The sequence below is a fragment of the Pseudomonas sp. genome (assembly GCF_030684895.1).
In the GTDB taxonomy this organism is placed as follows: domain Bacteria; phylum Pseudomonadota; class Gammaproteobacteria; order Pseudomonadales; family Pseudomonadaceae; genus Aquipseudomonas.
On sequence record NZ_JAUXXP010000001.1, the window covers coordinates 42,044 to 64,954 of the forward strand.

General features: G+C 61.1%; 17 protein-coding genes. 10 read left to right on the top strand and 7 right to left on the bottom strand.

The genetic code is table 11. The annotated features are described in order from the left end of the window. Positions 1 to 2: 2 nt before the first annotated feature. Genes Q8M42_RS00215 through coxB form a run of 4 tightly spaced genes read right to left on the bottom strand, consistent with a single transcriptional unit; the run spans position 3 to position 4,224 of the window. Positions 3 to 899: a cytochrome c oxidase subunit 3 gene (locus Q8M42_RS00215; protein ID WP_304865781.1), complete on the bottom strand. Its 897-nt coding sequence runs from the start codon at positions 897 to 899 to the stop codon at positions 3 to 5. A 12-nt stretch (positions 900 to 911) separates the two neighbouring features. Continuing rightward, a complete protein-coding gene (locus Q8M42_RS00220; RefSeq protein WP_304865778.1) occupies positions 912 to 1,478 on the bottom strand; it encodes a cytochrome c oxidase assembly protein in 567 nt (188 codons plus the stop codon). A 12-nt stretch (positions 1,479 to 1,490) separates the two neighbouring features. Next, positions 1,491 to 3,095, bottom strand: coding sequence for a cytochrome c oxidase subunit I (gene ctaD / locus Q8M42_RS00225; RefSeq protein ID WP_304865775.1), 1,605 nt, complete (start codon positions 3,093 to 3,095; stop codon positions 1,491 to 1,493). Positions 3,096 to 3,099: 4 nt separating this feature from the next. Beyond that, positions 3,100 to 4,224, bottom strand: a complete 1,125-nt coding sequence (coxB, locus tag Q8M42_RS00230) for a cytochrome c oxidase subunit II (RefSeq protein WP_304865773.1) — start codon at positions 4,222 to 4,224, stop codon at positions 3,100 to 3,102. 362 nt (positions 4,225 to 4,586) lie between these two features. Here coxB and Q8M42_RS00235 point away from each other — a divergent pair, with 362 nt between their 5' ends. Continuing rightward, positions 4,587 to 5,243 (top strand): hypothetical protein, encoded by a 657-nt coding sequence (locus Q8M42_RS00235; protein ID WP_304865770.1) that lies wholly within the window; start codon positions 4,587 to 4,589, stop codon positions 5,241 to 5,243. A gap of 54 nt (positions 5,244 to 5,297) precedes the next feature. Here Q8M42_RS00235 and Q8M42_RS00240 read toward each other — a convergent pair whose 3' ends face one another. The 3 genes from Q8M42_RS00240 to Q8M42_RS00250 form a co-directional block, all read right to left on the bottom strand. Beyond that, positions 5,298 to 6,026 carry a carbonic anhydrase gene (locus Q8M42_RS00240; protein ID WP_304865768.1) on the bottom strand — a complete coding sequence of 243 codons (729 nt, stop codon included), beginning with the start codon at positions 6,024 to 6,026 and terminating at the stop codon, positions 5,298 to 5,300. 117 nt (positions 6,027 to 6,143) lie between these two features. Next, complete coding sequence (locus Q8M42_RS00245; RefSeq protein ID WP_305282817.1) at positions 6,144 to 7,202, bottom strand: PA0069 family radical SAM protein; 1,059 nt, start codon at positions 7,200 to 7,202, stop codon at positions 6,144 to 6,146. Between the two features lie 94 nt (positions 7,203 to 7,296). Continuing rightward, entirely contained in the window at positions 7,297 to 8,205 is a 909-nt protein-coding gene (locus Q8M42_RS00250) for an AEC family transporter (RefSeq protein ID WP_304865762.1), read from the bottom strand. 109 nt (positions 8,206 to 8,314) lie between these two features. On the opposite strand from Q8M42_RS00250, the gene Q8M42_RS00255 reads away from it, so the two are divergent. From Q8M42_RS00255 to Q8M42_RS00295, 9 genes are all read left to right on the top strand, one after another. Then, complete coding sequence (locus Q8M42_RS00255) at positions 8,315 to 8,719, top strand: GFA family protein (protein WP_304865760.1); 405 nt, start codon at positions 8,315 to 8,317, stop codon at positions 8,717 to 8,719. 416 nt (positions 8,720 to 9,135) lie between these two features. Then, complete coding sequence (locus Q8M42_RS00260; RefSeq protein ID WP_304865757.1) at positions 9,136 to 10,512, top strand: SrfA family protein; 1,377 nt, start codon at positions 9,136 to 9,138, stop codon at positions 10,510 to 10,512. A gap of 218 nt (positions 10,513 to 10,730) precedes the next feature. Further along, positions 10,731 to 13,712 (top strand): virulence factor SrfB, encoded by a 2,982-nt coding sequence (locus Q8M42_RS00265; protein WP_304865754.1) that lies wholly within the window; start codon positions 10,731 to 10,733, stop codon positions 13,710 to 13,712. After that, positions 13,709 to 16,414, top strand: coding sequence for a putative virulence factor (locus tag Q8M42_RS00270; protein WP_304865752.1), 2,706 nt, complete (start codon positions 13,709 to 13,711; stop codon positions 16,412 to 16,414). The genes Q8M42_RS00265 and Q8M42_RS00270 overlap by 4 nt, the downstream gene beginning before the upstream one ends. 3 nt (positions 16,415 to 16,417) lie before the next feature. Continuing rightward, a complete protein-coding gene (locus Q8M42_RS00275; RefSeq protein WP_304865749.1) occupies positions 16,418 to 17,446 on the top strand; it encodes a hypothetical protein in 1,029 nt (342 codons plus the stop codon). Beyond that, on the top strand, positions 17,443 to 19,422 hold the full coding sequence (locus Q8M42_RS00280) for a vWA domain-containing protein (protein WP_304865746.1): 1,980 nt from the start codon (positions 17,443 to 17,445) through the stop codon (positions 19,420 to 19,422). The genes Q8M42_RS00275 and Q8M42_RS00280 overlap by 4 nt, the downstream gene beginning before the upstream one ends. Positions 19,423 to 19,425: 3 nt before the next feature. After that, complete coding sequence (locus tag Q8M42_RS00285) at positions 19,426 to 20,121, top strand: ABC transporter ATP-binding protein (RefSeq protein WP_304865743.1); 696 nt, start codon at positions 19,426 to 19,428, stop codon at positions 20,119 to 20,121. Beyond that, positions 20,108 to 21,334 (top strand): ABC transporter permease, encoded by a 1,227-nt coding sequence (locus Q8M42_RS00290; protein ID WP_304865740.1) that lies wholly within the window; start codon positions 20,108 to 20,110, stop codon positions 21,332 to 21,334. Before Q8M42_RS00285 ends, Q8M42_RS00290 begins: the two co-directional genes overlap by 14 nt. Before the next feature lie 34 nt (positions 21,335 to 21,368). Beyond that, positions 21,369 to 22,901, top strand: coding sequence for an SUMF1/EgtB/PvdO family nonheme iron enzyme (locus Q8M42_RS00295; protein WP_304865902.1), 1,533 nt, complete (start codon positions 21,369 to 21,371; stop codon positions 22,899 to 22,901). The last annotated feature ends 10 nt before the right edge of the window (positions 22,902 to 22,911 follow it).

Genomic DNA, 22,911 nt, shown 5'->3' on the forward strand with positions numbered 1-22,911 from the left:
CGTCACAGCACATAAACGAAGACGAACAGGCCGATCCACACCACATCGACAAAGTGCCAGTACCAGGCCGCCGCCTCGAAGCCGAAGTGTTTGTCTGGGCTAAAGTGGCCACGAATAATGCGAATCAGCATGATGCTCAGCATCAGCGCCCCCAGGGTCACGTGGGCGCCGTGAAAGCCAGTGAGCATAAAGAAGGTCGCGCCGTAGATGCCCGAGCCCAGGGTCAGCCCCAGTTCGGTGTAGGCGTGGATATATTCCTCGACCTGCAGCACCAGAAAGGCAATACCCAGAATCACCGTCAGCGCCAGCCACAGGGTCAGCGGCTTGCGATGGTTCTTGCGCAGCGCGTGGTGGGCGAAGGTCAGGGTGAAGCTGGAGGTCACCAGCAAGATGGTGTTGATCAGCGGCAAACCCCAGGCGCTGATGGTGCCGCTCGGTGCCGGATAGAGTTTCGGGTCAGGCGTGTTGAGCAGCGGCCAGCTGTACTCGAAACCTGGCCAGAGCATGTTGCTCACCCCTTTGTCACCTTCACCACCGAGCCAAGGGCCAGCCCAGGTGCGCACATAGAACAACACACCGAAGAAGGCGGCAAAGAACATCACCTCGGAGAAAATAAACCAGCTCATGCCCCAGCGGAACGAGCGGTCCATCTGCGGGCTGTACATGCCGGAGCGGCTTTCCTTGATCACATTACCGAACCAGCCGAACAGCATATAGGCGAGAAACAGGCCGCCGACAAAGAAGATCAGCGGGCCGTTGGAGTCGGCGCGATCGGCCTTCAGATCGTTGAACCAGGTGCCTACGCCGTACACCGAGAACAGCATGCCCAGGGTGGCGATGATCGGCCACTTGCTCTGGGCCGGGACGTAATAGCTTTCGTGACTTTCGTGACTCGACATTTATTGTTCTCCTTATGGAGTCGCCCGGGTAAGGGTCGCCTGTGCCACCGGCGGCATGCGCGCAGTGACGTCAAACAAGGTGTAGGCCAGGGTCAGGTGGCGAACATCTGCCGGTAAGTCTCTATCGACAATAAAGCGCACCGGCATCTCAATACGCTCGCCGGGCTGCAATACCTGCTGGGTAAAGCAAAAGCATTCAGTCTTGTGAAAATAAGCAGCCGCCTTGGACGGTGCCACGCTAGGGATCGCCTGGGCGGTCATCGGTTTGTCCGTGGGGTTGTAGGCCACATAGACCATCTCGGTGCTCTGACCAGGATGCACCGTCAGCTCATCGGCCAGCGGACGGAATTCCCAGACCATCTCAGCTGAGTTAGTGGCGAGAAACTGCACCCGCACCTGACGCGACTCATCCGTGCTTTGCAGCCCGGCCTCATAGGCACCGGCGGTTTTACCGTTGATGCCGAATGCCTGGCACATCACGTCATAAATCGGCACCAGGGCGAAGCCAAAGCCAAACATACCGACCACCACCAAGCACAGGCGGATAACCAGGCGGCGGGTCGATAGGGCTTCGCTCATGGCCAGCGCTCCTTATTTCACGTCAGGTGGTGTGCTAAAGGTGTGATACGGCGCCGGCGACGGCACCGTCCACTCCAACCCTTCGGCGCCGTCCCACGGCTTGGCCGCGGCAGGTTTACCACCGCGAATGCACTTGATGACGATAAACAGGAACAGCAACTGGGTGGCGCCGAACATAAAGGCACCAATGCTCGACACCATGTTGAAGTTGGCGAACATCATGTTGTAGTCCGGGATACGCCGCGGCATGCCGGCCAGGCCGACAAAGTGCATCGGGAAGAACGCCATATTCATGCCGATAAAGCTCATCCAGAAATGCAGCTTGCCAAGGGTTTCGTCATACATATGCCCGGTCCACTTCGGCAGCCAGAAGTAGGCAGAGGCGAAGATGCCGAAGATCGCCCCAGGCACCAGCACGTAGTGGAAGTGCGCCACCACGAAGTAGGTGTCGTGGTACTGGAAGTCCGCCGGAGCGATGGCCAGCATCAGCCCGGAGAAACCACCGATGGTGAACAGAATGACGAAGGCCACGGAGAACAGCATCGGCGTCTCGAAGGTCATCGAACCGCGCCACATGGTGCTGGCCCAGTTAAACACCTTCACCCCGGTCGGTACGGCAATCAGCATGGTCGCGTACATAAAGAACAGCTCACCCGTGAGCGGTATCCCCACAGTGAACATATGGTGCGCCCAGACGATAAACGACAGGAAGGCAATGCTCGCCGTGGCATAGACCATCGAGGTGTAGCCGAACAGCGGCTTGCGGGCGAAGGCCGGAATAATCGCACTGACCGCGCCGAATGCCGGCAGGATCATGATGTACACCTCGGGGTGGCCGAAGAACCAGAACACGTGCTGGAACAGCACCGGATCACCGCCACCGGCGGCACTGAAGAAGCTGGTGCCGAAATGGATGTCCATCAGCATCATCGTCACGCAACCGGCCAGTACCGGCATTACCGCGATCAGCAGGAAGGCCGTGATCAGCCAGGTCCAGACAAACAACGGCATCTTCATCAGGGTCATGCCGGGGGCGCGCAGGTTGAGGATGGTGGCGACCACGTTGATCGCGCCCATGATCGAACTGATACCCATCAGGTGCACAGCGAAGATAAAGAAAGTCACCGATTCCGGCGCGTAGGTGGTTGATAGCGGCGCGTAGAAGGTCCAGCCGAAGTTGGGCCCGCCGCCCTCCATAAACAATGTGCTGACCAACATGCTGAAGGCCGCTGGCAGCAGCCAGAAGCTGAAGTTGTTCATCCGTGGCAGGGCCATGTCCGGCGCGCCGATCATCAGCGGGATCATCCAGTTGGCCAGGCCGACGAAGGCCGGCATCACCGCGCCAAAGACCATGATCAGGCCGTGCATGGTGGTCATCTGATTAAAGAATTCCGGCTGCACGATCTGCAGGCCCGGCTGGAACAGCTCGGCACGAATCACCATGGCCATGCTGCCGCCCAGCAGGAACATGGCGAAGCTGAACCACAGGTACATGGTGCCGATGTCTTTATGGTTGGTGGTCAACACCCAGCGCATCAGGCCTTTGGCCGGGCCGTGGTGATGGTCATGTCCGGCATGACCGTGGCCAGCGTGGCCCGGATCGATCACTGCACTCATGTCCTTACTCCTGAGCCTGTTTGAACGCGAGGATGTCTTTCGGCGTGACCATGTCGCCTACCGCATTGCCCCAGGCATTGCGTTCGTAGGTGATGATCGCGGCGATATCGACTTCCGAGAGTTGCTTGCCAAAGGCGGCCATGGCGGTGCCAGGCTTGCCGTTGACCACGATAGCGATATGACCTTCAGCAGGCCCCTTGGCGATGGCCGAGCCTTTCAGCGCCGGGAACATCGGTGGCAGACCTTCACCGGTTGGCTGGTGACAGGATGCGCAGTTGGTCTGATAGGACTTCTCGCCACGGACCATCAGCTCGTCCATGGTCCACTCTTTACTGGTCAACTCCTTCTCGGCGGCAGCCAGTTGCTTACGCTCGGACAACCAGGCGCTGAAGTCATCTTTCGACTTCACCTCGACAACAATCGGCATAAAACCGTGGTCCTTGCCGCACAACTCGGTGCACTGGCCACGGTAGATGCCGGGCTCGTCGATGCGCGTCCAGGATTCGTTGATAAAGCCGGGAATGGCGTCCTTCTTCACCGCCAGAGCCGGCACCCACCAGGAGTGGATTACATCGGCAGCGGTGATCAGAAAACGCACTTTGGTGCCGACCGGCACCACCAGCGGCTCGTCTACCTCAAGCAGGTAGTGCTCACCCTTGGTGGCCTTGTTGTTTATCTGATCCTTGGGCGTGGTCAGGTTGCTGAAGAACTCGACATCCTCACCCAGGTATTTGTAGTGCCATTTCCACTGGTAACCGGTTACCTGAATATCCAACTCCGACTCACTGGAGTCATAGATTTCGATCAGGGTCTTGGTCGCCGGTATCGCCATCAGCACCAGAATCACCAACGGCACGACCGTCCAGAGGATCTCGACCGTGGTGCTTTCATGGAAGTGCGCCGGCTGCTGGCCGGTGGAGCGACGGTGAACGAGCATCGACCAGAACATCGCGCCGAACACGATCACGCCGATCACGACGCAGATCCAGAAGATGGTCATATGCAAATCAAATACTGAGCGGCTGACCTCGGTGGCACCGGGCGTCATATTGAAGCCCCAGCTGGCGTGTGCCGAGCTGAATACCAACCACAACAGGAGGCCCATCCAGACTCGTGGATGTCGCATCATTGCGGGTTCCCCTTAATTTTTCTTGTTATCCCGCCGAATCGATCAGTGGCTCAGCCATCACCCATTTTCACGGTGAAAATGCCTGCAAGGGCTGTCCATGCCACCGCTGATTCGGAGTTATCAGGTACTGCCTTTCGAGTTCGAGTATAGACACGGACTTGCACCTGGCAACGCGAAAGCCGAAATGAGCAACGCACTGCAAGCCACGTGCTAAAGACCGCGGCTGGCGCGGGATAGGCCGAGGTGACTGCTGCGGCATATAGCCGACTCGCATAACTGTTTAATAATTATGACAATCGGGTCTTAGCCGAGGCGCTGAGCCAGCTAAGGTTCTCGCCCATGTCCTCATTTCAGGAGCAGTCATGAACATCGCCGCTTTGCACGCACTGATCCAGCGTGCGCACCAACACGAAGCCAGTACGGGTCACCTGGCCAGCCAGATGCAGGCCCACCTGGGGCAACTGCATCCCTCCATCCGCTTACCCAACGAAGACACCCAAGGCGTGCTGCAGCGTTTTGTCAGCGCCTATATCGAGCAGGTGCCGGAGCTGTTGCAAGCCGCCCATCAGGTGTCGCAGGAAGCGGGAATCGAGGCGCAGATCAAACCGGTGCTCAAGGTTGCCGAGCAGTTCTTCCTGCAGCCACCCGCGCTGATGGCCGGCCATGAAGGGCTGGAAGGATTACTCGATGAAGCCTATTTGGCCCATCGTCTGGTAGAAGAAGTGAATGATCGCTACATCACCCACCTGGGCGCGCCGTTGATTCCGCTGGATACCACGGTGGCCAACCTGATCGCCCACCAGCTGATCGGCGAAGCCTTCGCCAACCAGCTGGATGAGGCCGTACACCATGCCGTCGACGGCATGCTCGACGCTGCCAGCTTTGCCCAGGACTCGGTGCAGGCCTACCGCGAACGCCTGCACAACCCGCAGACCGACGCCGCCTGGCAGCGCTGGCCGTGCCTGTCGCGGCAACTCGGGGTTGAGCTGCAGCTGGATGAAACCCGCGCGGCGGGTTAACTGACCGTAAACCCAGCGCGCGTTTGCCAATGCAGTTGGTTTTTCGGCAGCCTGCTAGCTGCTCGGCAGATAGCGTGCGCGAGGTGTGGCCATCGGCAGCGGACCGTCGCCAATCAGGCGGAACTCGCCCTTCTCCGCGTCGTACGCCTTGATCTCGCTGGTTTCAATGTCATACACCCAGCCGTGGATAAACAGCTGGCCGCAGGCCATGCGCGAGGCTACCGAGGGGTGGGTGCGCAGGTGATCGAGCTGCGCCACGACGTTTTCCTCGGTGAGGATGCCCAGGGTGGTGTGGTCGGCGCAGCCGCAGTTGTCCGCCACCACGGTCTTGGCCACTTCGGCATGGCGTAGCCAGGCTTTTACCGTGGGCATGCGCTCCAGGTCAGCTGGGTTGAGCACGGCTTTCATCGCGCCGCAGTCGGAATGCCCGCAGATAATGATGTGCTGCACACCAAGAGCCATCACCGCGTACTCGATAGCCGTAGACACCCCGCCCATCATCTGCCCATAGGGCGGCACCACGTTGCCGACGTTGCGGTTGACGAACAGGTCGCCCGGCGAGCTCTGGGTGATCAGCTCAGGCACCACCCGCGAGTCGGCGCAGGTGATAAACATCGCGCGCGGGTTCTGTGCGGTGGCGAGCTTCTTGAACAGCTCTTCCTGCTGCGGAAAGATCTCGCTGCGAAAGCGCTGGAAACCATCGACGATGCTCTGCAGGGCTTCCTCGGCACTCTCGGTGCCTGTGCGCCCCTGCAGCGGAATCAACTGATGCTTGTATGGCATGTTTGCGACCTCTGAACCTGAAAAAACCTGCTAAAGCGACAGCCAAGCAGGCTGGCAAGTCACATGCCAAGTGTTACTGCCGCAGGCCCTAACGGCAACACCCACCTGGCGATCCGGTTAGAGCAGCGCCAGCTGGCCACCGGGTGGGCAAAAACGTGAGCAGTCGAGGTTGAACGCTTCACGCCGATTCAGGCCCAGGCGCTTGCTGGCCAGGGCAAAACGTTGCGCGAGCAATTCGGCAAACGCCCCTTCACCGCGAAAACGCTGGCCGAAGCGACTGTCATACAGCGCGCCGCCATGGCTCTGACGGATCAGGCTGAGCACATGCTCGGCGCGCTGCGGGTAGTGCGCCTGCAACCATTCCTCGAATAACGGTGCAACTTCACGCGGCAGGCGCAGCAGCATGTAATTGGCGCTCTGCGCGCCGGCCTCCTTGGCCGCTGTCAACAAGTGCTCCAGCTCCATGTCGTTGATCATCGGAATCATCGGCGAACACAGCACGCCGACCGGAATGCGGTTGTCGCGCAGCACGCGAATCGCCCGCAAGCGCGCCGCCGGTGCCGCGGCGCGCGGTTCCATGATGCGTTTAAGCTCATCATCCAAAGTGGTCAGGCTGATCATCACCGCCACCAAGCGCTGTTGCGCCAGTTCAGTGAGCAGGTCGAGGTCACGCAAAATCAGCGAACCCTTGGTGATGATGGTGACCGGGTGACGATAGTCGAGCAGCACCTTGAGGCTGTTGCGCGTCAGCAGGTGCTGGCGCTCGATCGGTTGATAGGGTTCGGTGTTGGAGCCCAGGTTGATCGGCGCACAGACATAGCCGGGCTTGCTCAGCTGCTGTTCGAGCAGGGCCACGGCATTGGTTTTGGCGATCAGCTTGGTTTCGAAATCCAGCCCCGGCGACAGGTCCCAGTAGGCGTGGCTGGGCCTGGCGTAGCAGTAAATGCAGCCATGCTCACAGCCGCGGTAGGGATTCAGCGAGCGGTCGAAGGGCAGGTCCGGTGACTGGTTGCGGGTGATGATGCTTTTTGCGGTTTCGCTGCGCACCTCGGTCGCCCGGCTGGGCGGCACTTCCTGAAACCAGCCGTCATCACTGGCGATAATGCGCTGCGGGGCAAAGCGGTTATGCGGGTTACTGGCGGTACCGCGACCGCGCGGCGGCAAAGAAACGGACATGGGCTGACTCCATAAATTACTGTATATGAATACAGTAATTTACATGCATCACCAACCACCAGTCGTCAGTGGCGCAGCTTGCGCGGCACCTGAATCAACCCGCCACCAGTAGCAACAACAGCGGCAAACTGGCCGCCGCCAGCAGGGTTTGCAGGGTGATGATGCCCGCCATCAACTGGCTGTCGCCGCCCAGCTGACGGGTCAACACATAAGCCGTCGGCGCGGTTGGCAGGGCAAAGAACAGCACCAGCACGGTGCTTTCCATCGCCGGTAAGTGCAGACCATAGGCCACCGCCCAGGCCAGCATCGGCATAGCCAGCAGACGCAGCAGGCTGTTGCAAGCCAGTGCCGGAATCTCACCGCCCAACTGTTCAGGCTTCAGCGCTGCACCAACGCAAAGCAGGCCCAGCGGCAGGCTGGCCGCAGCCAACAGACTGAGCAGCCGGTCACTGCCGCCCGGCAGGCCAAGACCACTGAGGTTGACTAGTGCGCCGCCGAGGCAGGCAAGAATCAACGGGTTTTTCAGAATCGGCAGCAACAGGCTACGCGCACTGACGCCACGCTCGGCGGTCAGCGACCAGACCGACAGCACATTCACCGTCGGCACCATCAGGGCGAGCATGATGGCCGCCAGGGTCAGGCCTTCCTGGCCAAATAGGCTGCCAACAGCTGCCAGACCCAGATAAGTATTGAAACGCAGAATGCCTTGGCTGAACGCCCCAAAACGCCCCGCCGGCCAACCCCGCACGCGGCGCACCACTAGCAGCGCCAGCCAGGCGATGCCCAGCGCCAGCAACACGGCCAACCCAAGGCGCGGCAACGCTGGGTTATCCAGCGGCGCCGTGGCCAGGCTACTGAACAGCAGCGCGGGAAACAGCATGAAGTAGTTCAGCCGCTCGGCACCCGGCCAGAACGCCTCATTGGGGAACGCCCAACAGCGCAGGTAATAACCGGCGACGATCAAGGCAAACAATGGCCACAAGGCCAACAACAGTTCAGTCACGGGAGCCCCCGGTGGTGGTAAGCGCTAATCTTGGTCAGCCCTATCGCGTGACGCAAGGTAGACGTCGGTATTAGGCTGCTTGACCTGAGCATCCCGGCGAGGACGTCTTATGTCCGATATCCACCAAGGCGGTTGCCAATGCGGGGCCTTGCGCTATGAGTTTGCGGCGCCGCTGCGCGACATCGCCCACTGTCATTGCTCGATCTGCCGGCGCAGCACCGGCGGTATCGTCACCACCTGGATCACGGTGCCGCTAGCGAGCTTTCGCTGGCTAGCCGGCACCGCGCGCGAATATGCCTCGTCATCCAGCTGTACGCGCAGCTTCTGCCCAACCTGCGGCGCGCACCTGACGCTGTTCACCACCCTCAGCCCGCACAGCCTGGATATCACCATCGCCACCCTCGACCAGCCTGAACTGGCGCAGGCGGATCGCCATATCTGGGTGCAGAGCCGGCTGCCCTGGCTGAGTCTGGACCCTAACCTGCCGGAAGAAAGGCAGGAGATCATCGAATAAAGCACGCTGACCGCAAACCCTCGCATAGGTCTGAGCCCCTGCCCTATGCGCGAAGACCCTTTGGGCGGCGCGCACCAGGCTTGCCATCCGCACCGGAAGATGAACTACGTTGTTCAATGGATGGGTTCAAGCACTTGGAATATCTGCGACGCTGGCCGCCTACGCATTAGCGCACAGCGTTCTCATAATAACGACCCAGCAGCTGATAAGAGACGCAGTTGTAGCCGCAGAAAAGCATTCCCTAAAAACATCGCCTGTGTCACATTTTGTATCCAATGACGCCTGTAAACATTGATTCCAAAAGGCTTTTTCACAGCACTGACAACACGCAGCAGTTCCGACATGATGAGCAGGCTAAATCGCGCTGTCCGGCGATTCGCGCATCTCACGACCATCTAGGCTAAGGATAACCGCACATGCCGGGTGCATTACTTCGCACAGGTAACCTTCAGGAGTTCAAGGCGCTCGGCGTCGATGGCCAGCCGGTGTACACCGCCGCGCTGCAACTGCGCGAAGCGATTCGTCTGAAGATGGGGCGAGAGGCCGCCAGTTGCCTGGCCATCCCCCAGCCCAATGAAACCGGTGACCGTATCGACTGGTACGCACCCGATGAAGGTGATGTGGTGCCGTGGTCCGCCGCAACCGCCGAAGAACGCAGCGACGCGTACCAGCAGCTTGATGCCATGCATGCGCAACTGGGCAGCACCAGCACCAGCATGCGCAATGACGTACAGAGCCGCGAAAAGCAGATCTTCGGCCGCCTACTGGAAAAGACCGTCCATTTCCCCGACAGCGATCACGTCTATCTGGTCAACGGCAAACCGGTCATTTCCTTCTGGGGCTTTACCGATAATGCCGGCACCTACGACCACGACCCGCTGCTATGCCTGCGCCCACCCGTGCCTAATGCGGCACCGCTAGCGCCGCCAGTTAGCCCCGCACCACTTGCAGCCGCTCCAGTAATAGAAGCCAAGCGCCCTTGGTGGCGCTGGCTACTGTGGCTGTTGCCCCTGCTGTTATTGCTTCTGCTACTGCTGTTGCTGTTGCGCGCTTGTGCACCGAGCGTGCCGCTGCCACTGGGCCTGGACCAAATCGACCTGCCGGGCCTTGCGCACGTTCGTAGCGTGGATCTGCCCAGCGTCAATCTGGGTGGGGTAAACGGCGTGATCACGGGCCAGGGCGACATCAACGGACAATTAGCAGGCGGTCAACCCGCGGAAGGCGAATTACCTGATGGGCAACTGCCTACCGATGAAGATGAACAGCCCGCCGCTCCTGGTGAAGAGCCTGCTGGCGAAGAACCCGGCGCAGACGCGTCAACGCCACCAGCAGGCGAAGAACCTGGCGAGCAACCGCCTATTGATCCCGAAACAGGCCAGCCACAGCCGCGCAAACAACCGCCCGGCCGCGACGTACCACAAGACCTGAGCATTCCGCCGCAAGCGCTGGAAACCGGCTCCACTGAATTCCTCAACGGCAGTTGGAAAGCCGGTGCCGGGATTCAGGATGCGCAAACCGGCAAACCGATGCAGCTGGAATACGACTTCAAAGACGGTAAAGGCCAGGTCAAGGTCCGCCGTGGTGATGGCGTTGAATGTTCTGGAACCGTTAACGCCGCCATGCAGGGCGGCAAACTGGCGATCAATAATCAGGGCCAAGCGGCCTGCAATGACGGCAGCAGTTACAAACTGCCGGAAGTAACCTGCAGCCCAGACAACCGTAGCGCCGCGGATTGCTCCGGCAACTACGAAAACCAGCAGTTCCCCATGTCGATGCGACAAGGCGAACAGTAACGGTCATTACCGTGTATTGAGCAAAGAACAGGCAAGGTGCAATGAAGCGGATCAGCGCAGGCGAACAGCCGCGAGCTGATTCCACACGGCCTGTCACTACGGGCTGGCTGTGGCGCACATGGCCTGTGGCTTAGTGGAATGGATGGCAACGCAGCCTGACCCCAGCACAGCTGACGTCAGGCGCCTAGGCGAAAGAACAGGGGCGGAAGAACAGCACTATGTTTCCAGAAAGAACGGATTACGAAGAAAAAATCACCCTGATCATGGGCAGTGGCGTCCAGTTTCTGGACTTCCCCATCACCCTGGAACTGCGCCGCGAACTACCCGGCGAGTTCGTTCGTCAGCGTCAAGACGGCCCACTGGCGCGTCTGCTGTTCGATGACCGGAGCAACCAGTTCTATCACCCGGCCGCTCCCGGCCAGGCCGTAAGTCCGGCCTACAGCGTGACAGTGGATCAATCCGTACGCCTGCTCAAAGGCCTGTGGCTGCCGCTGCCCTTCTTCCGGTTCAACCCACCACGGCGCTTTGATGATGGCCCGTCCAACTGGGCGCGGGTGCGCATCGTTGAACTGAAGCCCGGCGAAGACCCGGACGGCCACACCCACCGCGTGACCCTGGCCTTCGATACCAAAGTTTTCGCCAGCCGCAGCGACACCGCCTACCTCGCGCCGACCAGCGATGACGTGCGCGCCGGCGCGTCCTTCGCCCTGGCCCATCAAGCCAACGAAATGGGCTGGTTCCTCGACCTCGGCTGGGTCAACGACTGGCTGCGCGAAGTGTTCAGCGAACAGGCGCAACTACCGCCCGTGCGCATGCAACTGGATGACATCGAAAACGAATGCCAGGAGCTGTACCACCAGGCGCATTACCTCAACCTCCTGCATATTCTCGGCAGCGCCCTGACCGTGCCGGAGATGAAAGTCGTCTCCAACCGCGACAGCGACCTGCACAAAGCCATTCCTGTGGACATGGTGCTGGACGTCGGCAACTCGCGCACCTGCGGCATCCTGATCGAAGACCACCCGCAGGAAAACGACGGCCTGAGCAAACGCTACGAGTTGGAGCTGCGCGACCTGACCCAGCCCGAGCACGTTTACCCCGAGCCTTTCGAAAGCCGCATCGAGTTCGCCCAGGCCGTGTTCGGAAAGGATCATTTCTCGGTACAAAGTGGCCGCCGCGAGGCCTTCCAGTGGCCGACCATCGCCCGTGTCGGCCGCGAAGCTGGACGCCTGGCCAGCCGTCGCCGGGGCACCGAAGGTTCCACCGGCCTGTCCAGCCCGAAACGCTACCTGTGGGACGAAGACAACTACGAGCCCGGCTGGCGCTTCAACTGCGCCTACGTCAAAGCCGACAGCGAACCCCACGCCACTGCTGCGCCAGTCGCCAGTTTGATCAATGAAAAAGGCCAGGCGTTGTATAGCCTGCCGTTCGATGAGCGCATGCCGGTGTTCCACCCGCATTACTCGCGCAGCTCGCTGATGACCTTCATGCTCTGCGAAGTGCTGGCCCAGGCGCTGATGCAGATCAACAGCCCGTCCCAGCGCCTGCGCATGAGCCACTCGCGGGTACCGCGCCACCTGCGCTCGATCATCCTCACCGTGCCGCCGTCCATGCCCAAACCTGAGCGAGAGATCTTCGCCAAATGCATGGAGCAGGCCATCGGCCTGGTATGGAAAAGCCTCGGCTGGCACCCGGAAGATGATCCGATCAACATCAAGGATGCCAAGAGCCGCGAAACCGCCTGGCCGTTTCTGCCCGAAGTGCATGTGCAATGGGACGAAGCCACCTGTGGCCAGGTGGTGTACCTGTTCAACGAAACCCAGAACAACTTTGCCGGCCGCCCGGAAGAGTTCTTCGCCGCCATGGCACGCCCGGATCAACCACATAAAAACCGCCTGACTATCGGCTCGATCGATATCGGTGGCGGTACGACTGACCTGGTGATCACCGAGTACCGCCTCGACGATGGCGTCGGCAGTAACGTCTACATCACCCCGTCCCAGCGTTTTCGTGATGGGTTCAAGGTGGCCGGTGACGACATCCTGCTCGACGTGATCCGCCAGTTCGTCCTGCCCGCGCTAAGCGCAGCGCTGACCCAGGCCGGCGTGGAAAACCCCGACGCGCTGCTGTCCAAACTGATCGGTAATGAGCCACTCACCGTGCAGGACGGCGTACTGCGCCAGCAACTCACCCTGCAACTGTTCAGCCCGATTGGCCTGCGTCTGCTCAAAGCATACGAGCAATATGACCCGCTGGATGCCGGCACGCTGGTCAGTGGCAGCTTCGGTGAATTGCTGGGCGACGAACGTCCCACCGACGATGTACTGGACTATGTAACGGGGGCGGTGCGCCGTCATTTGGGCGCGGGCAGCAAACCGTTCAGCCTGCTGGACGTGGTGTTGAACGTAAACCTGCGGCGCATTCACGAAGCCTTTATTACCGACCGGATGAACATCGGCAAGACCATCAAGGCGCTGTGCGAAGTGGTCTACAACTACCCCTGTGATGTGCTTCTGTTGACCGGCCGACCTTCGCGCCTGCCGGGCGTACAGGCGCTGTTCCGCAAGCTGCTGCCGCTGCCACCGGGACGCATCCTGCCGCTGAACCAGTACCGCACCGGCGGCTGGTATCCGTTCAACAAGCTTGATCGTATTGAAGACCCGAAAACAACTGCAGCGGTGGGCGCCATGCTTTGTCTGCTCAGCCGCAGTCTGCGCCTACCCAACTTCTTCTTCCGCTCGGCGGCGTTCACGCCGTACTCGACCCTGAAGCATCTGGGGCTGCTGGATAACAACAACGTGATCAAGGACGGCAACGTCTACTTCCGCGACATCGACCTGGATGACCCGCAATACCAACTGCCGGATCAGACCTTCGAGATGCGCGGCACCATGCGCTTGGGCTTCCGCCAACTGGGCGACGAGCGCTGGTCCGCAGCGCCGCTGTATATCCTCAGCATCGAAAACCAGAAGCTGCGTGAGCAAGTGGCCTCCCAAGGGCTGGTACTGAAAGTGCGCCTGGGCATCAAACCATCGCGCAACCCGGCGGAGGGCAGCGAAAGCTTCGAGTTCCTCGGTGCCGAGTCCGACGGCGGTTCGGTCAGCCGTGCGCATATTCGTTTACGCCTCAACACCCTGGCCGATGCCGGGCTGGGTGAGTCGCAATATTGGCTGGACAGCGGGAGCGTGTTTCGCAAATGAGTAACTCGCCTGAGCAACTGACTCAACACTGGTCTGCCATCCACAGCGGTGCCGGCGATGCGATTCGCTGGATCAACGACGTGCGCCGCACAGCGCCGCGCCTGGATAACGAAGCAGACGACCTGATCCTCAGCCTGCGCCGTGTGCGCAACACTGCCGATCGTTTGGGCGGGGTTTCCAACCTGCCGATGACCGTGGGCTTCTTCGGTCTGTCCCAGGCCGGCAAGTCCTACCTGATCTCGACTCTCGCAGCCGGTGCCAACGGCAAGCTGGAAACCGATTTTGGCGGCAGTCGGCTGGACTTCCTCACCCACGTCAACCCGCCCGGTGGCGGCAAGGAAGCTACAGGTCTGGTGACCCGTTTCAGCCGCACCGCCAAGCCAGGGCCGAACGACTTTCCGCTGGAACTGAAGCTGTTTGCCGAAGTGGAACTGGCCAAGGTACTGGCCAACTCCTTCTTCAACGACTTCAACACCGAGAAGGTGCTCTATCGCCTCGACGAAAGCGCCATCCGTCAGCTGCTCAAAGAGTTGGGCAAACGTCGCCAGCTCAGCCAGGTGCCGGGCGTCAGCGAAGATGATGTGGTCGCCCTGTGGGACTACCTGCAAGACAATTTCCCGGCCTCCATTTCCGGCCTGGCCGGCTATTACTGGCCAGCGGCGGTGGAACTCGCGCCATGGCTGAGCCTGGAAGACCGCAGCAAACTGTTCTCGATTTTCTGGGGTGAAATCGACGAGCTCAGTGAGGCTTACCTGAGCTTCGCCAAAACCCTGAGCCGCCTGGGCAACGCCGACCGCGTGTTTGCGCCGCTCGATGCCCTGGTACGGCAAACCGACAAAGGCCTGTCGCAGGCCGACAGCATCATGAACGTCGACATGCTGGAGCGCCTTGGCCGTGACAGCGACAAGCCCGTCAGCGTACGCCCATTCAGCAACGGCGAGCTGCAAGCTGCGGTTGAACTGACCCTGGCCCAGCTCGCGGTACTGACTGCCGAGCTGGTATTCCCACTGGTGGAGCCGACCAGCGATCCGCTGTTCGAGCAGGTCGATCTGCTCGACTTCCCCGGCTATCGCGGTCGCCTCTCGGTGGAGTCGCTGGACGACGTGCGTCGCGCCGTCAGCAGTGACGAAGCCAGCCCGGTGGCGCAGCTGATTCTGCGCGGCAAGGTGGCTTACCTGTTCGAGCGTTACACCGACAGCCAGGAAATGAACGTGCTGATCGTCTGCACGCCGTCCAACAAGCAGTCGGATGTCACCGCTGTCGGCCCGGTACTGACCCGCTGGATTGAAAAAACCCAGGGGGCCAAACCGGAAGAACGCGCCCTGCGCAAACCCGGCCTGCTGTGGGCCATTACCATGTTCGACATGCGGATCACCAGCGACCTCGACAAGGGCGAGGACCTGCTGCGCCTAGGCTGGGGCAGCGGCGGCATGATGAAGATGACCATGCTCGAACGCTTCGGCCAGTACACCTGGCTGCAAGAATGGACAGACAATCAGCCGTTCAACAACACCTTCCTGGTGCGCAAGCCACGCATGAAGGTGACCTTCCTCGATGTGCTGGATGGCAATGAAATCGGCATCAACACCGCGTCCCAGGATTCACTGACGCTGATGCACAACACCTTCGCTGAAGACGAAACCGTGCAGCGGCATGTCCATCAGCCCGCGCAGGCCTGGGCTGCCATGTTGGAACTGAACGACGGCGGCATGAGCCGGATCAGCCAGTACCTGCGCGGCGTGGCCCTGCGTGAAGTGAAGCTTGGGCGTATCCGTGAGCAGTTGGATGAAGTCGTGCACCTGCTGGATAACCGCCTCGGCCACTGGTTCCAGGCCGAAGGCGCTGGCGAGCTGGAGAAGAAGCGCAAAATCGCGCAACAGATCTTTGAAATGATCTGGCCGCGCCGCGTTTTGCTGGGTGAGCTGCTGCAAAAAATGCAGCTACCGGACGACCTGCTACGCGGCCTCTACCTCAACGCGGGCGAAGATGCTGCGCAGCCAGTAACCAGCGAAAAAACTGCGGATGGTCCAGCCAGCGGCGGGGCACTCAACCTGGGGAATGACTTCGCCAGCGATGACGGCTTCAGCCTGTTTGGCGATGTGCCGGCCGCGCCGACCGCCAGCAACGCCGTGCGCTCCACCGGCAGCGATGCGCGCTTTGCCCAGGCCGTATTGCGCGAATGGATCAGCCATCTGCGCCATCTGCCGGAAGACGTGCGCCTGCTGACCTTCCTGGGCTTTTCCAAACCTGCAGTTGAGGCACTGGTCGACGAGTTGGTGACGGCCGCCAACCGCCTAAATCTGCAAGAACGCCTGCTGCGGACAATCGTCAGCACCGAGCAAATTGGCACCAAACGCGAACAACTGGCAGGGCGTCAGGTGCTCACTGCGAAAACCCTACTGGGTGACTTTATCGGCTGGCTGGGCTTTATCGACATGCCGCTGGAACTGCGCCCGGATAGCCGCATCGAGCACGGCGCCAAACTGTTCCAGGCCCCACCGGCGATTGCCCCCGGCAGGCTGCCGGAGCTGACGCCGCAGCCACTGGAGCACAGCCGCAATTATGTCGGTGACTGGCTGGTGGCCCTGAGCAAGGTTGCCGAAGACAACGCCGGGCACAGCGCCGGTCGGGAAATTACACCAGAACAGAACGAAGCGTTGGGCAAGGTGCTGGCCACCCTGCACGCTAATCGGACGGAATAAGTCATGCTGAGAATCGAACTCAAGGCCGCACAGAGTGGCCAACCCGGCCACGGCGAACTGACCATCCATGGTTGGGCGCAAGACACTGACGGCCTCGAACTGACCGTGCAACGCAACCAGGACGGCCGCTACCTGGCCGCCAATGGCCAGTGGGACAGCAACCCGGTATGGCATCCCCTCGACAGCCTGAGCCTCAACGATGAGGTGCTCAACGGCGAAGTCGGCCCTTGGTTGATCGACCCGCTGATGCAAGACCCGCAAATGGCCTACATGCTGCAACTGCGCAACACCGACGGCAGCGACAAGGGCGTGGTACGGATCATCGGGGCAATCCTCTCATCCATGGCCGCCGGTAACTCCCTCAACGATGAGAAGCGTGCCCAGCGTCCGGCTCAGGTCGTCGTGCCGCCCACACCGGAGCCCGAACCCGAGCCACAACCCCTGCCCGAGCCTGAGCCAGAACCCGAATTGACGCTCGAGCTGGAGCCTGAGCCAGAACCGATCATTCCCGAGCCTCGCCAACCGGCCGTCGCGCCCGAGAAGAACGGCAGCAAGCTGTGGCTGATTCTGCTGATTGTGGTGCTGCTGGTCGCTCTGGCTGCAGCAGCCTGGTGGTTCTTCCTGCGCACGCCCGACGCAACATCGTCAGCCAACAGCCCGGCCTCGGCCAGCAGTAGCAATGCCTTGCCGTGCGGCCCTGAAGCACTGAGCGAAGGTAAAGACGACCTGGTGTTTATCCAGACCTGCCTGAAATCCAGCCCGAGCAGCGAGCAAGTTCTGACGGTGGTCAACGCCGCCAAAGAGGCCAAACGCTGCGGCGTGGTCCAGCGTATTTATGCGCACAAGGCGCAAGCCGGTGATGCCGCCGTGGCCTTCGCCTATGCCCGCGAATACGACCCGCAGCACTTCAAGAGCGGTGGCTGCATCGAAGCGGCTGACGCTGAAACAGCCGCCTACTGGTACGAAATCGCCGTGAACAACGATCCGGCCAACCAGGAAGCCAGCCAACGCCTGGAGGCACTGCGCAAATGACTGTACGTCCATTCAACCTGCCTCTGATCGCCGGCTTTCTGCTCAGTGGCCTGGCTGCGCCCGCACTGGCCAACGACAAACCGTTGTTGCAAGAAGGCAAGCAGACCCTCTACCAGCGCGTGCTGACCACGCCCAGCTGCCAGCTTGCTGACAGCGCAGGTGCCACTGCCGGCAAGGCTCAGCCAGCGTTCACCCGCTTCTACGTCTATCAGCGCGAGCAATCGGGCAACGCCGAATGGCTGAAAGTCGGCCCGGACAGCTACGGTAAGACCGTCGGCTGGATCAAGGCCGACTGCGCCGTGGACTGGAAAATGCAGATGACCCTGGCCCTGACCAACCCGGCCGGACGTGATCCGCTGCTATTTTTCAAGGACAAGGCCAAGCTGGAAGAGTTGTTCGCCAAGGAAGACCCGACACCGCTGCTCAAGCCGATTCAGAACAATATGAAAGACAAGGGTCGCGACCCGGCCGTGGTCGCCCGCGAGCCGGACTACGCGGTTGATCTGGCGAAAAACTTTTACCTGCTGCCGGTGCTGGATGCCGAAGAGGTGTACACCGAAAAAGGCTTTCAGGTGCGTCTGCTGAACGTCGCCTCAGTCAGCGCCGAGCCCTCCGACAAGAGCAAGGCCGACGCCAGCAACGCCACCGCCAACGAAGCCAATACCCTCAAAGGCTTCAGCGCGGCAGTGGTGTTCGTGATCGACTCGACCATCTCCATGGGTCCCTACATCGACCGCACCCGTGAGGCGGTGAAACGCATCTACGGCCAGATCGAACAGGAAAAACTCCTCGATCAGGTCAAGTTCGGTCTGGTGGCGTACCGCTCCAGCACCAAGGCGGTACCGCAACTGGAATACACCAGCAAGATGTTCGCTGACCCGAGCACGGTGAAAGACGGCAAGGACTTCCTCGCCAAAGTGGCCGAGCTGAAACAGGCCAGCGCATCGAGCAGCAGCTTCGACGAAGACACCTACGCTGGCGTGATGCAGGCGTTGGATCAGGTGAAATGGAATGAATTTGGCGCGCGCTACATTGTGCTGGTCACCGATGCCGGCGCACTGGACGGTGACAACAAACTCTCCAGCACCGGTCTTAGCGCCGAGCAGGTGCGTCTGGAAGCCAAATACCGCGGCGTGGCGATTTACAGCCTGCATCTGAAAACCCCGAGCGGCGCGAAGAACCACGCCTCCGCCGAAGCGCAGTACACCGACCTCTCAACCAACGCCTTCCTCAACAAGCCGCTGTACTACCCGGTGGATGCCGGTAACGTCGACAGCTTCGGCTCCATGGTCGACAGCCTGGGCGACGCCATTACCGCCCAGGTAAAAGCCGCCTACCGTGGCGATATGGCCGCTGGCAGTGCGCTGGGGGCTGATACTAAATACGCAGGCGACAGCGCAACGGACAAAGCCATTGTTGAGGATGCCGCGCTGCTCGGCCACGCCATGCGTCTGGCCTACCTCGGCGAGAAAACCGGTGCCAGCGCGCCTCCGGTATTCCAGGCGTGGATCAGTGACCGCGACTTCGTCCAGCAGAACGTGCCCACCACCGACGTACGCGTGTTGATGACCAAAAGCCAACTGAGCGACCTCAGCGATGTGGTCAAACAGATCGCCGATGCCGCCAACGAAGGCCTGATCTCCCCCAACGACATGTTCGAGCGCCTGCGCTCGGTGGCTGCCACCATGGGTAAAGACCCGAACCAGCTCAAGGACAAGACCATCAAGGTGGCCGACATGGGCCTGATGGCCGAGTACCTCGACGGTTTGCCGTACCTCAGCGACGTGCTGAGCCTGGATGAGGAGACCTGGAAAGGCATGGAAGGGCTCGATCAGGAGAAATTCATCCGCCGCCTCAACACCAAGCTCAAGTACTACCAGCGCTACAACGCCGACGCCGACCGCTGGGTGTCTCTGGCCCCAGGCAGCGACGCCCGCGAGCACGTTTACCCGGTGCCGCTGGAGGCCTTGCCCTAAGCCATGCTGCAGATTGAGAACATGAGCATCCGCCGTGGCGCCGACTACCGCATCAGCTTGCCGCGCCTGACCTTAGCGCGCGGTGAGGTGGCGGCGATCACCGGTGCCAGCGGCTGCGGCAAAAGCACCCTGCTGGAAATCATCGGCCTGATCCTGCGCCCGGAACAGCTCGGTCGCTATCAATTGGGGGATGCCGGTGGCCTGGATGTCGCGGCTCTGGTTCAGGCCGATCAGCAATCGCAGCTGGCGGACATCCGCGCTCAACGCCTCGGCTTTGTGTTGCAAACGGGCGGCCTGCTGCCCTTTCTCACCGTGCGGCAGAACATCGAGCTGCCCCGGCGCATGCTCGGTCTACCGGCAAAAAGCGAACGGGTAGAAGAAGCCATCGCTCGCCTGCGCCTGCAAACGTTGCTGGAGAAGCGCCCGGCGCAGTTGTCCATCGGCGAACGTCAGCGCTGCTCTTTCGTCCGCGCCATTGCCCACGAGCCGGACCTGCTGCTGGCCGATGAACCCACCGCGGCCCTGGACCCGCATCAGGCGCGCAACCTGTTCGAGTTGATCATCGAGATCGTCCAACGCTTCCAGATTGCCGCCCTGCTGGTGACCCACGACTGGGACCTGGTCCGCGATTGCGGCATCCGCAATGTCGTCGGCACGCTGCACGACGGTAAAGGCACGGTGTTCCATGACGCCGTCTAAACGACGCCCCAGCCTGCTTCTGCTGGTCGAGCTGGCCGCCCGCGACCTGTGGCACGACCGCAAGGTCTCGTTGTGCATCGTCGCCTCGCTGGTGGCGGTGATCGCGCCGCTGCTGCTGCTGTTCGGCCTCAAGCACGGCGTGGTGTCGCAGTTGAATAACGAACTGCTCAGCGACCCGCGTAATCTGGAAGTGCGCATGCTGGGCAATTACAACCTTGCCGGCGACTGGTTCGAGCAGGTGCGCAACCAGCCGGGTGTTGGCTTCGTCATTCCGCTGACCCGCTCGCTGAATACCACCGCCGACCTGATGCGCGACAACCAGCATTTTGTCGCCAACGCGGAAGTCATCCCCAGCGCCAGCGGTGACCCGCTGATCGGCACATTGCCGGCTCCAGCCACTCAGCAACAGGTGCTGCTCAGCGCCAGCGCGGCCAGCAAACTTGGCGTGAAAAGCGGCGATCAGATGCGCCTGCTGGTGCTGCGCAAACTGCAGGGTAACAACGAGCGCGGCGACTATGCCGTGACCGTCGGCGGCGTGCTGGAGCACAACCTGTTTACCCGTCCGGCCGTACTGGTTCACCTCGACCTGCTGGTGGCCATGGAGAACTTTCGCGACGGCTACGCCGTGCCGCAATTCGGGTTCGACAGCGGTACGCCAGCGCCCGTTCGTGAGCGTTACGCCCGCGCGCGGATTTACGCGCAAGGTCTGGACGATGTCGCCACCATCGCCGCCAGGCTGGAAGGCGAACGGATTGAAAGCAGCACCCGCGCCGCCGAGATCGAATCAGTCAAAGCCATCAGCCATGTACTCGGGCTGATCTTCGCGGTAATCGCCTGGACTGCGGTGATCGGCTGCGTAGCCTCGCTGATCGGTGCCTTTCTGGCCAACATCGACCGCAAACGCAAAGACCTCGCCCTGCTACGCCTGCTGGGCTTCCAGCGCTCGGCGGCCGGGCTGTACATCATGGTGCAAGCGGCGCTGTTGACCTGCCTGGCATTTGCCCTTGGCTACGGCGCGTACCTGATCGGCAGCAGCGTGTTCAACAGCGCGCTGGGTAACAATCTGGTGGGCGATGGTTTCGTCTGCAAGCTGGAAAATATTCATATTCTGCTGGCCTTCGCCAGCGCATTGCTGCTCGCCATTCTGGTGGCGGCTGTAGGAGGTTTTCGTGCGATTCACATTCAACCGGCTGAAAGCCTGCGTGACCTCTAACGCAAGCGGTGCGGCGCTGTTGGGTGGCGTGCTGTTGGCCACCTGTAGCCTGAGCGCCCAGGCCGCCTGGGAAGAAAAGTACTACAACCCCAAGCCGGCGGATGAGGACGTCACTCTGCCAATGCCCTGCGAAGGCTCCCTAACCCTGCGTAAAGTGCAGGTGCCGGTGGCCAGCCCGATGGGTGATTACGGCGTGACCCTGGGCCAGGACAGCGATGAATGGGGTTATATCGAGCAAGCCCGACCGAGCTTTATCGCCGGCAGCTTTACCGTGCAGAAGCCGGCACCGGGCCGCTATTACCTGCTGGCCAAGTACGAACTTAACGAGCTGCAGTATCAGGCGGTGATGAACGACACCTGCCCGACACCTTCGGCCAAGCTGCGCCTGCCGCAAGTGGGCATCAGTTGGTTCGACGCCACCGCCTTTGCCGATAAATACAGCCTGTGGCTGCGCAAAAATGCTGCAGCCAAACTACCCAAGGAGGACGGTGCCGCAGGCTTCCTGCGTCTGCCCACCGAAGCAGAGTGGGAGTTTGCCGCCCGTGGCGGCATGGCAGTTTCTCAGGCTGAATTTCGCGACATCCGCTTCCCCACCCCGGACGGCGGCCTGGGCGGCTATGCCTGGTTTGCTGGCGCGCAATCAGCCAACGGCAAGTTGCAGTTCACCGGCCTGCTCAAACCCAATCCGCTGGGCCTGCACGATGTGCTGGGTAACGTCGATGAAATGCTCTTCGAGCCGTTCCGCCTGAACAAACTGGATCGCCAGCATGGCCAGGCCGGTGGTTACATCGTGCGCGGCGGCAACTACCTGGTCCCGCAAGCCGAACTGCGTACTGCCCTGCGTCAGGAGCAGCCGTACTATTCTGCCGGTGGGGCCAGCGCCAGCGCGCAGACCAAGCTGAAAACCAGCGGCGTGCGCCTGGCCCTGGTGGCTCCAGTGCTGACCTCGCGCGAGCGCATCAAGCAGGTCGAGCAGGACTGGAAGAAACTGGGCACACCCGCCGCCGGCAAAGCGACCGAGAACAAGGATCAACGCGCCGACCCGGTCGCTGAGATCAGCAGCATCGCCAACACGGTTGAAGATGACGCGCTCAAGCAGCAGCTGGAAAAACTGCGCAACGACCTGCGCGCCAACAGCCAGGCTCGCGATGAGCAGCGCGATCAGGCGATTCGCTCAGAGCTGCAACTGGGGGCTTTCCTCTGCACTAAACTGAAAGACGATGGCCTGTTCCTGGATACCCTTGAGGGTAACTTCGAGCGCAGCTGTGGTGCCAACAGCGAAGAGCCGGCCAGCCGCTGCGAGGCACGCAAGGAACAGCTGGAAGGGCACCGCAAAGTGCTGGACTTCATGCTCAACTATTACGCCGACAGCGTCGTCAGCACAGGGCTCAACTACACCCCGGCCACCATCGAACCGCAGGTGGCCATGGTCGCTCAACAGATGACCGCACGTAGCAAAAGCAACCTCCGTGACTACCTGAACAACCACTGGCAAAACCTCTCGGCCTACATGAAGAACGGCAAAGTGGCACGCAGCCAGTGGCTAGACTCCTGCAAATCGATTTAACCAAGGACGC